Below are 10,102 nucleotides of genomic sequence, written 5' to 3' on the forward strand. Positions count from 1 at the left end.
GTTGAAAATGTAGAGGCACAAGATGCATAATATCTTATCTATCAAGCGGATTAGCAACTTTATGCATTATTATGGAATGCTTATTTTAGTTTCTGTTATTGCGCTTTTTGCGACATGGTATTGGATGATTTATGCAATTACGGCACCTGCTAAAAATGAAAAAATATCGTTTTTTGTTGAAGCAGAAGCATTGATTGATGAAAATTTTGAAAACGATTTGCGGATTCATTTAAAAAATAAAGGACTATTAGAAGTTCGTGTGTACACGATGAGCATATATAACTCAGATATGGCAAATCAATATGAGCGTTTTGGTACTGAAGCCGATTTTCTTATATTGCGCGATATTGACTTAGTTGATATGGCTGAAGCAATTACATATTCTTTTATAAAGATTTCTAATGGTTTAATCGATAACATTTTGGATAACTTAGATATTAGTCCGAAATTCTATACTTATGGAGAAGAAAACTACGGTATTAAAATTTATGATCAAACTGACGATATTTATAATCAAACAATCGGCATTGAAAACTTTTGTCAATTTGCCAAAGAAGAAGATGCAATAAGTGATTATTATTTATTATTTAATTCAAATAGCGTCAACTTCGGACAATACAACAGCGCTTCACTCAGCAGTTTGGCAATCGATGCCGCACAATTTTTCTTTCAAAGGTATCAGTTATGAATCAAAATAAGCATGAACGTGAGTTACCAAAAAATCGCTTTCAACAAGTAATTGAAATTGTTCGTGAAAGATATTTTGATGTAATTACTTTAAGCATTTTCATATTTTGTTTCTCAATTCCGATATTGGTCTGGATTGTCTATGTAAACTTTGCAGAAAAAGCCATCAACAATTTAGCAATTTTTGTATTTATTTACGGCCCATTTATTCCAGGAATAATGATATTAGGACTTGGTATGGCTGGAGCTTTTTATTTTGCACATCGTTTAATCCATGTTCATGGAGCATCACCCGGGAATGATTTGATTAGTGGAATTCGTAAATATTATCGGCAATTTTTGATTATATATTTTTTCATTGGCATCCTATATTTTCTGTGCGAACTAAATCAGTTTTGGATATTGACTAACCCACTATTTTCTAGCGAAATTGATGGAGTGTTACTAGCGCTAAATTGGTTCATTTTCTTTGTTTTTATGATTATATTTGGCTATATGCAAACGCATATAATAATTTATCAATCGGCGATTAAATCATTGATCATGAATAGCATACGCTTCTCTTTCGGAAAACTCGGATTAAACCTAGTTATTATTCTTATATGTTTTCTTCCGTTTATTATTTACGAATTTGTTCCTATTTCTATCATTCAATGGTCTTCACTCGGGGTAGCCGGATTATTTTATTTCTCGTTTTCGCCGATTGTTTTTACAGCATATAGTTATGATTTGTACGATAAGTTCATTAATCAAAAACAATTTAGAAATATTTATCGGAGGGGACTCAAAAATGAAAATACAAATTTTTTCGACAAGCCCTAAAACATTTTTTCAAGAAATGGTTCCCCTTTTAACGATGGAACGACCCAATGTCTCTATTGATTTTAGTAAAAAACATCAATTTCACATAGGTTTTGGCGGAGCTTTGACCGATAGTGCGGCCTATGTCTACGCGCAGCTACCACGAGCACTTAAACAAGAGGTTTTAGATGCTTTATACGGGCAAAACGGTCTAAACTATAGTCTCGGGCGGATTCCGATTGCTTCATGCGATTTCTCTTTAGAAAGTTATGATTTTATAAGTAGCGTTGATCAAAGTGATTTTTCGTTACAACCAATTAAACAATATTTATTGCCATTGGTCCATTCAGTATTGAATTATAAAAAAATTACATTGATGGCATCGAGCTGGTCGCCACCGGCAATTTATAAATCAAATCATCTTCGCACTCATGGCGGTAAATTGCTTAGAAAGTATTATCAAGCATATGCTGAATATTTAACTCGTTTTCTATCTGATTTAATTAAAGAAAATATCCGAGTTACAATGCTTACTATTCAAAACGAACCATTAGCTACGCAAGTCTGGGAATCGTGCATTTTCACTGGTCCTGAGGAATTGCGCTTAGCGAAAATTTTGCGTAATTGCCTGGATAAGGCTCAACTTAAGCATATTTCATTGTTTGGTTGGGATCATAATCGCGACAAGATGGTTACGCGGGCACGAGTATTATTTAAAGAAGACGAGATTTTTGCTGGCATTGCCTATCATTGGTATGACCAAGGAATTCATCAGGCAATTGCAAAAGTTAAACAAAATTATCCTAATAAGGTAGTTCTTTTTACTGAAGGATGTGTTGAATTGCTCCACTATCAACACCCAAAAAACGCTGTTGGTCTTTATTCTCACGCATTAAGATATGCGCGCAATTATTTAAAGGATATTTTAGCAGGTAGTCAAGGCTTTATTGATTGGAATATTCTACTTGATAGTTCCGGTGGACCAAATCATGTTGGTAATTTCTGTGAAGCCCCATTAATGTACGATACTGATAAGCAAATATTAATTTATAATCCTAGTTATTTTGCGCTTAAACATTTTGCACATTTTATTCAAGTAAATGCGCAGAGAATTAGCGTATCCACTAGCAGTCCGAATCTTGAACTATGTGCTTATCAAAACCCCGATAATTCAATTGTGTTAGTAGTTATTAACAATGGCAACCAAGAAAAGATAGTTATTGATTTTGCTAATCAAAATATGATGTGCTATATTGAGAGCGATTCAATTACATCGATATATATAACCCAATAGAGAGCAAAAAATACATGATTACCATCTATGATGTCGCAAAAAGGTGCAACGTTTCACCTTCAACAGTTTCAAAAGTAATTAATAATTATTCAAACATTCCCGAGTCGACAAAAGAAAAAGTTCGCCAAGTAATGAAAGAAATGGATTATATTCCAAATAGTAGCGCAAAATTTCTTTCCAAGGGCTCATTGAATAATGTTGGTGTACTTGCGTATTTTGGTACGCATATTTCACCATTTAAACATATGCTCTTTACCGATATTCTTGATTCTTTTCAACAAACAATGAACTCAAAAGGGTATGACTTGCTTTTTATTGGCCGTACGGTTAATGGCATTGAAGAAAGTTTCTATAAAAACTGTGTTTCACGCAACGTTGATGGCGTGCTTTTATTTGGTGATATGGAGTTTGGCGAAATGAAAGAAGTAGTGGAGAGTAACATTCCACGGATTGGTTTCGATTACTTAGGTCGCGTAATGAGTGGCGTCACATCAGATAATGAACAAAAAATGTTCGAATTAACTGAACATATTATTTATTTTGGACACAAAAATATTGTTTATATTACTGGTGAAGATAGTCCATTGACACAACGGCGAATTACCGGTTTCAAAGATGCGCTTGCAAAACATAATATTGATTATCAGCCTTCAATGATTGTGGCTTCTCGTTATGTGGATTTTGATTCGATTAGCCGCGCGCTCGACAGCGTTTTATCGCGGGCAAAAGAACCAACGGCGATTATGTTCCCTGACGATTATAGCGCGATTGAAGGCATGCGGTTGTTAAGAGAAAAAGGATATCGAGTGCCTGAAGACATTTCAGTTACGGGGTTTGATGGTATTAATGTTGGCCAAATGATTGTTCCGCGCCTTACAACTGTTAAACAAGATACAGTTAAAATTGGTGAGGTTTTAGCAATTCGTTTAATTTCATATATGCAAAAGAAAAAAATGACCTTCGAACTCGTGGAAATCAAAGGTCAATTAATATTAGGTGAAACAACTGGGCCGGTTAAAATTTAATTAGCAAGTCCAAGAAAAACAAGAGAGGCGTTATCATAAATAACGCTTCCTTTTTCACTTGTAATATCAATTTCTAGACTATAGCTATTTTCCGGCATTACAATATCATACTCATAAGTTGTATAATTTTGACTTTCTACTGGGAGATTGATTCGATTAATTGATCGTCCGGTTATATCGCGATAATAAATTTCGATATTGCCACTGGAAGCGGCATCAAGTAATTTAGCGTCGATTGAAAATTGATAACGATAACCAACAAAAACATTAGAAATAGTTTGTTTTATGTACTGGCCATCATAAGTTGCTTCAGTCTCAGGCCCAGCAGTTAGCATAAATGCATTTGTTCCTGTCTTTGCATCAGCAGTAAGTGAAACGGTTCCTTTTGAGGCGTTATCAACCTTCCATCCAAAATAACTATTATCACGTTCAGCTGTCTGTAATGTTTCAAAATCAGCATTACTTAATTTATTTAAATTGCGGATGTCTTCATATGATATTGTTTGAATATTTGATTCAGAAGGAAGTGTTTTTGTGTAACCCGGCTGGGAGCGGCAAGTCTCATGATATTGTGAATTTTCAAATGCACGGAATGATATTTCTTCAATTAAAACATAGTCCTCTTCAAAACTTGGATTTCCAGGCCATAGCGGTGGGAACCATACTCCAATCCAAAGTGGCATATCATATTCAGGGACAACATTTCCATCAACAGATACAACATATTTTTCGTCAACAAACCAATCTACACGGCGGACTCCACTGCCTTGATAGTCAGTGTACCAATCAAATGTATATTTATGAATTTGACCATCGTTGAGAAAAAACAAATCAGATACATCAACTGTTTCCGTTTGCTTTGTTTCTCTTTTTGTCCAGGAAGTTGCCCAGAATGATTCAAATTGACTAGGGCCGGTTGTGCCACCGATTTCAATATCGATTTCATTTTGACTTGTCACTTCATTACCAGTTGTCGTACAGTATGTCCACATTGCGGTAACTGCTCCTTCACGGGGCAATGCCGCCATTAATATTTCATAACGACCAGGGGTTAAATGGTTTTTGGTAATAATAACGCCACCTTCGGGCTTACCAATAATTAATGGATCTTCACGATTATAAAATCCGCGACCTTTAATTGCTAAATAGTCAGTTTCTCCATCACTAGTGTAAAAAATATTGCGTTTATTTACCCCATTATGAGGTGCGCCAACAACAGTTGTGTGCCAAGCCCCATCAAGTGTATACCATATATCATCGCTTAATCCATCATCAAATCGCTCAATGAAATCAAGACCTTGGTAATCAGAAAAAAGCACACGATCTTCAATTGTTCCGTAGTATTCATCAACGTTTGGTTCACTTGATAAAATAGAAGATGATTCGGTATTATCCGATACTGAGTTATCGAGTGTCGTACCACTAGAACTTGTGCCACAACTAGAAACTAAAGTCATAATCAACAATAATAACCACGGTTTTTGCTTTTGCATGTTCATTTCCTCGTTTACTTAGAAATCGGTTTCCTATATCATTAAAATACCATTTTTGAAATAAATATTCAAGATTTAATAAGATTAATCGCTTGCAACAATAAAGTTGTGATTGACATGTTTTCGTTAACATTTTATAATAAAGCCAGAAGTTAGGAAAACGATTTCGTAAAAATCATTTCCAAATTATAATAAGGAGAAATAGTGTGAAAAAAGCATCTTCATTTACGCTTTGCGCCACAGTTGCGTCTTTTTGTGCGCTTTTATTAGCGGGTTGTGGTGAAAATTTAAGCGATAGTAACCCAATTAGTGGAACATCTACTTCCGGGGATACGCCGCAACAGGAATTATACATTTGTGTTTATGACGGCGGTTATGGTACCGAGTGGATTAATACACTAGCTGCTCAGTATGAGGAAAAAACTGGTGTAAAAGTTTATGCCGAGGCTGACCAATCGATTCTTGATCGTTTAGAAGACCAATTGGAAAATCAATCGGATTACGACATTTATATGTCGCATGACATTAATTGGCGGAATTTTGCGGCCCGGGGTTTATTAGCTGATTTGGATGATTTATATGCACGCGATGTTGAAGGAACTGACGCAACATTTGCAGAACATGTCGTGACTGGGGGCGCTGAACTCTCAATTGGCGAAGGTGAAAATGGTGACGAACATTATTATAAAGTCCCATATACGCAAGGAGCCGGTGGTCTTGTTTATAACATTGATATGTTTGTAGAAAATGGGTGGAGCATTCCCACAACATATGCCGAATTATTAGCGCTTGCCCAAACAATAGTATCAGCGCAAATTGAAATTCCTGGAACACGCGATTATGTAGTTCCATTTGCCTGGAGTGGATCGGATCGACAATATTATTGGGATTACTTAGTTTTTGAATGGTGGGCCCAACTCGCTGGCCTTGAAAAAGTTAATCAAGTTATCGAATACAAAGGTCCAACTGGTGGATATTCCGATGGTTTTGAGATGTATAACCCGACTACCTATTACAAGGAATTTATGGATGCTTATGATATGTGGTATGACCTTATCGCCCTGCATTCAAATTATTCAACCGCGGATTCTTATGGTAATCAACTAGCAACCGCACAAGCACAATTTGCAAATGGTCAAGCCGCGATGATTCCTTATGGACATTGGGCAAAATACGAAATTGAAAATGCAATTGGGCGCGAATTAGATTTTGACATTGCAATGATGAAGACACCAAAAGCCACTGCTTCGAGCATCGAAGTTAATTACATGGTTGGTTTCGGAGATTCAATGATTATCCCAGAAAACACACCTAATAAAGATGTCGCAATGGATTTCCTTGCTTATATGGCAACAGAAGAAGCTTGTGTAACCTTTGTTGAAAAAGCCGAAGGCGCCTTCTTAGCATTTGATTATAACGATGTCGATTTGAGTGCGCTTGAAGAAAGTGATACTTATATCAAATCAATTCGTGAAAAATTAACTGAAGGAAATAATTTCCATCTATCAAGCGCTAACCCAATTACTTACTGGAATGTCAATAGTGTCATGCCGTGGTTAGAAAACACATATTTTTATGCAAGCGCTTGTGCGCAACCAACAAATAATACAGCTTCGATTATTGGTGCTGATATGTATAATCGTGCAGAAGTGGGTTGGCCAGTTTGGTTAAGAAACGCCGGTCTTAGATAAACTTGAATTAAGGGGAAGTTATGGAGGGAACTCTCACAGCAAAACCAAATTCGAAAAAGAAATTCCTAACTGGAACAACAATTTTTATTTTCGTGATGCTCTTTTATCCAGTTGGTCATTTTCTTTTGATGTGGTTTGGTGTGAATATCAATTCCATCTTATTAACATTTCAATGGCCAGTTCGTGGAAAACTTGAATTTCTCGCGTTGAATGAATTGTTTTTCAATTATGAAACACTATTTCTCTCGTTTAAAATGGAATCAACCCAATCAATGTTTCTAGCAAGTCTTGCCTACTTTGTCATTTCTTGTCTTGTGACATTACCAATTTCTTTATTTTTCTCATATTTTATTTTCAAAAAAATACGTGGGAATGGTTTCTTTAAAATCATATTTTTTATTCCGAGCATTCTTCCATTGATTATTTTAACGATTGTCTATCGTTATGGCATTTTTTCGAACCAAGGAATTCTTTCGCCAATGCTCAATGCCTTAAATATCAATGTTGCTAACTTGTTTATAGATCAAGGGGCCCGCTGGATGGTTTGGCTATTTTGTATATGGGCAGGCATTGGTTATAACGTCATCTTGCTTACAGCAGGTATGAGTCGGGTACCGCGGGAAATTTTAGAGTCGTGCAAAATGGATGGTGTGAAACCAATGCGCGAATTTTTTAAGGTTATTATTCCCTTAACTTGGCCAACGATTACAACTTTATTCATTTTAGGAATGATGTCTGTTTTTAATGTTTTTATGCAACCAATGTTTATCACCCAAGGTCAATATGACACGATGACAATTGGTTTACATATTTATCAAGCAAGTGGTGGTGCAGGACTTAATGAACCAGCAACACTAGGTCTTTTTTGTTCGATCATTGGAGCACCGATTATTTTGCTTGTTCGCCATCTTTTAAACAAAGCATATGGGGATGTGGAGTTTTAATATGCAATTACATATAAAGAAATGGTTTCAACAAAAAATCGCACAAAAACGCGCTAAACGTGATGAAGATCGTTATGTTTTAAAACACGATATTCTCTATCGTCGTAGTGGTTGGACAAAGTCATTATTTATCATCATGTTTATCATTTTTACATTATTTACTATATCTTTTTTGTTTCCATTTGCCTGGGTATTAATGAATTCATTTAAGCCACATAGCCAATTTGCTACAGATTTCATGGGTTTGCCTGAGCAATGGACATTGCAAAATTATCTAGATGCTTTTACATACCGCAATCCTGCAACAAGGAATTTTACAATTTTTCAGATGCTAGGAATGAGTCTTATCGTTGCTGGTGGGGGCACGATTGTGACAGTCTTTACCAGTAGTAGTGCGGCCTATGTTGTTGCTAAATACCGTTTTCCAGGTCGAAATTTGATTTTTAGTGTTGTTGTTTTCTCGCTGATTATTCCAATTGTTGGAGCTTTACCAAGTCAGATACAACTAATGCGCGCCTTAGGTTTAACTGACACAATTATCGGTTGTATATTCCTATATAGCGGTGGTTTTGGCATGAATTTTTTATTGCTATATAGTTACTTTAAAAATTTAAGTTGGACTTATGTTGAAGCGGCAAGAATTGATGGGGCGAGTGATTTTCGTATTTTCTTTAAAATCATCATTCCGATGGCAAAAGGACCAATCATTGCTATTTCAATTATTCAACTTATTGGTTTATGGAATGATTATCTTACACCATCAATCTACCTACCGCGTAAGCCAACGATTGCGGTCGGTTTAAAATATTTGACTGATAGTCTTATTGGTGGTGCTAATCAAAGATTTACGATGCTTTTCGCGACGATTGTGTTTGTCATTATTCCAATAATTACTTTGTTTTCTGTTTTTAGTAAAACAATAATGGAAAACACTTCGGTTGGTGGTTTAAAAGGGTAATTAGAGATTACATATCTCAATTAATAATCAAAAAAGGAGAAAGAAAGTTTATGAAGAAAAGATTGACTTATGCGTTATTTTTGCTTCTTGGTTTAAGTCTCGGTTCGTGTGGTGGCACATCAAGTGCAACGAGTTCAGAAAGTATCGATCCATCAGATAGTATTTCTGAATCTTTGCCAGATGATTCCAGTGAAATTGATTCAGAGGATGAATCATCCATTGAGCCGGAGTCAAGTGAGACTTCAAGTGAAGTTTCAAGTGAAACCTCAAGCGAACCAGTATCTTCTTCGGAAGAACCAGTTGGAATGCAAGCGGAAATTATTATTTCAGATTTCAATGATCCTTTAATTGTCAAAAATACAATTGTTGAGGGAACTGGTGCTTATCGTTTAACGGTTGAAGTCACTGATTTACCAACGGGTATGACAATTGATGATTGCGTTTTCGATTGGCCAAATAACAATGCTTTTGCTGCTTTTGAAGGTGAAGCTCCTTGGGGAGTAAATACCAAACAGTATGTAGTTAACTATGCCGGTATGCATGACTTCAAAGTCGAAGTGACTTGTGGAAGCGAAAGCGTAGTTGCTGAAAAGAGTATGGAAATCACAAAGAATGCCAGCTTATATCAATTGATTGATGAGCCAAGCGAATTTATCGATATGTTGTCAGTTGCTAATAATACTAATCGATATGAATTAGGAGCAAATCTTGATTTAGGTGGCTATGCCCACGATGGTGTTGCCGCTAATGTTACCTTTAATGGTCTAATTGATGGTATGGGCTATACAGTTAGCAATTTTAAAGTTCATAGTGCAGCAACCAATGTCAATGCCGGTTTATTCCGGATCATGGCCCGCGGTCTTGTTCGCAACATTCATTTAGTCGGCCAAGTTGATGCTAGTGTCGGCTGGAGCGGTTTACTAGCGGGTGAAGTTGGTAATTTATCTGTCGTGGAAGATTCTTTATTTGAAGCGGAAAATATCTCTGTTTGTGCCGATTGGACTTGGCAACGGAACGGAGTCATTGCTGGTGTTTTCAAAGGTTTAGTACGTAATATTGTAAGTATAAAAACTGGCGATGATCAAATGATTGGTACCATTCCTTATGGTTATAACAATGGAAGTGATGCGTTTGCTAGTATGTACAACGTTTATACTAATGTACCTGCTTCGATTGCCAAAACCTTTGATGCTTCGGGTAGTCATGAAT

General features: G+C 36.1%; 9 protein-coding genes. 8 read left to right on the plus strand and 1 reads right to left on the minus strand.

The window, feature by feature from the left end; translation table 11 throughout:
* The first annotated feature begins 22 nt into the window (after positions 1 to 22).
* The 4 genes from RBQ93_RS12110 to RBQ93_RS12125 are packed head-to-tail and all read left to right on the plus strand — an operon-like array spanning position 23 to position 3,807.
* Positions 23 to 688 (plus strand): hypothetical protein, encoded by a 666-nt coding sequence (locus tag RBQ93_RS12110; protein WP_320372377.1) that lies wholly within the window; start codon positions 23 to 25, stop codon positions 686 to 688.
* Complete coding sequence (locus RBQ93_RS12115) at positions 685 to 1,509, plus strand: hypothetical protein (protein ID WP_320372378.1); 825 nt, start codon at positions 685 to 687, stop codon at positions 1,507 to 1,509. Before RBQ93_RS12110 ends, RBQ93_RS12115 begins: the two co-directional genes overlap by 4 nt.
* A complete protein-coding gene (locus RBQ93_RS12120) occupies positions 1,478 to 2,782 on the plus strand; it encodes a glycoside hydrolase family 30 protein (protein ID WP_320372379.1) in 1,305 nt (434 codons plus the stop codon). The genes RBQ93_RS12115 and RBQ93_RS12120 overlap by 32 nt, the downstream gene beginning before the upstream one ends.
* A 14-nt stretch (positions 2,783 to 2,796) precedes the next feature.
* Positions 2,797 to 3,807: a LacI family DNA-binding transcriptional regulator gene (locus RBQ93_RS12125; RefSeq protein WP_320372380.1), complete on the plus strand. Its 1,011-nt coding sequence runs from the start codon at positions 2,797 to 2,799 to the stop codon at positions 3,805 to 3,807.
* Here the strand turns inward: RBQ93_RS12125 and RBQ93_RS12130 are convergent.
* The gene (locus RBQ93_RS12130) at positions 3,804 to 5,300 is read right to left on the minus strand and encodes a glycoside hydrolase family 16 protein (RefSeq protein WP_320372381.1); all 1,497 of its coding nucleotides are present in this window, start codon (positions 5,298 to 5,300) and stop codon (positions 3,804 to 3,806) included. The genes RBQ93_RS12125 and RBQ93_RS12130 overlap by 4 nt on opposite strands.
* Before the next feature lie 206 nt (positions 5,301 to 5,506).
* Between RBQ93_RS12130 and RBQ93_RS12135 the strand changes: the two genes are divergently transcribed.
* The 4 genes from RBQ93_RS12135 to RBQ93_RS12150 form a co-directional block, all read left to right on the plus strand.
* A complete protein-coding gene (locus tag RBQ93_RS12135) occupies positions 5,507 to 6,991 on the plus strand; it encodes an ABC transporter substrate-binding protein (RefSeq protein WP_320372382.1) in 1,485 nt (494 codons plus the stop codon).
* A 20-nt stretch (positions 6,992 to 7,011) separates the two neighbouring features.
* On the plus strand, positions 7,012 to 7,935 hold the full coding sequence (locus tag RBQ93_RS12140; protein WP_320372383.1) for a sugar ABC transporter permease: 924 nt from the start codon (positions 7,012 to 7,014) through the stop codon (positions 7,933 to 7,935).
* A 1-nt stretch (position 7,936) separates the two neighbouring features.
* On the plus strand, positions 7,937 to 8,893 hold the full coding sequence (locus tag RBQ93_RS12145; RefSeq protein ID WP_320372384.1) for a carbohydrate ABC transporter permease: 957 nt from the start codon (positions 7,937 to 7,939) through the stop codon (positions 8,891 to 8,893).
* Positions 8,894 to 8,943: 50 nt separating this feature from the next.
* A partial coding sequence (locus tag RBQ93_RS12150) for a hypothetical protein (RefSeq protein ID WP_320372385.1) occupies positions 8,944 to 10,102 on the plus strand: 1,159 nt, incomplete at its 3' end.

Source organism: Trichlorobacter sp., from assembly GCF_034008105.1.
Lineage (GTDB): Bacteria > Desulfobacterota > Desulfuromonadia > Geobacterales > Pseudopelobacteraceae > Trichlorobacter.

What these genes read in the sequence shown, in the direction of transcription:
- RBQ93_RS12110 (WP_320372377.1), top strand. Translation starts at nt 23, where the DNA reads ATGCATAATATCTTATCTATCAAGCGGATTAGCAACTTTATGCATTAT.
- RBQ93_RS12115 (WP_320372378.1), top strand. Translation starts at nt 685, where the DNA reads ATGAATCAAAATAAGCATGAACGTGAGTTACCAAAAAATCGCTTTCAA.
- RBQ93_RS12120 (WP_320372379.1), top strand. Translation starts at nt 1,478, where the DNA reads ATGAAAATACAAATTTTTTCGACAAGCCCTAAAACATTTTTTCAAGAA.
- RBQ93_RS12125 (WP_320372380.1), top strand. Translation starts at nt 2,797, where the DNA reads ATGATTACCATCTATGATGTCGCAAAAAGGTGCAACGTTTCACCTTCA.
- RBQ93_RS12130 (WP_320372381.1), bottom strand. Translation starts at nt 5,300, where the DNA reads ATGCAAAAGCAAAAACCGTGGTTATTATTGTTGATTATGACTTTAGTT.
- RBQ93_RS12140 (WP_320372383.1), top strand. Translation starts at nt 7,012, where the DNA reads ATGGAGGGAACTCTCACAGCAAAACCAAATTCGAAAAAGAAATTCCTA.
- RBQ93_RS12145 (WP_320372384.1), top strand. Translation starts at nt 7,937, where the DNA reads ATGCAATTACATATAAAGAAATGGTTTCAACAAAAAATCGCACAAAAA.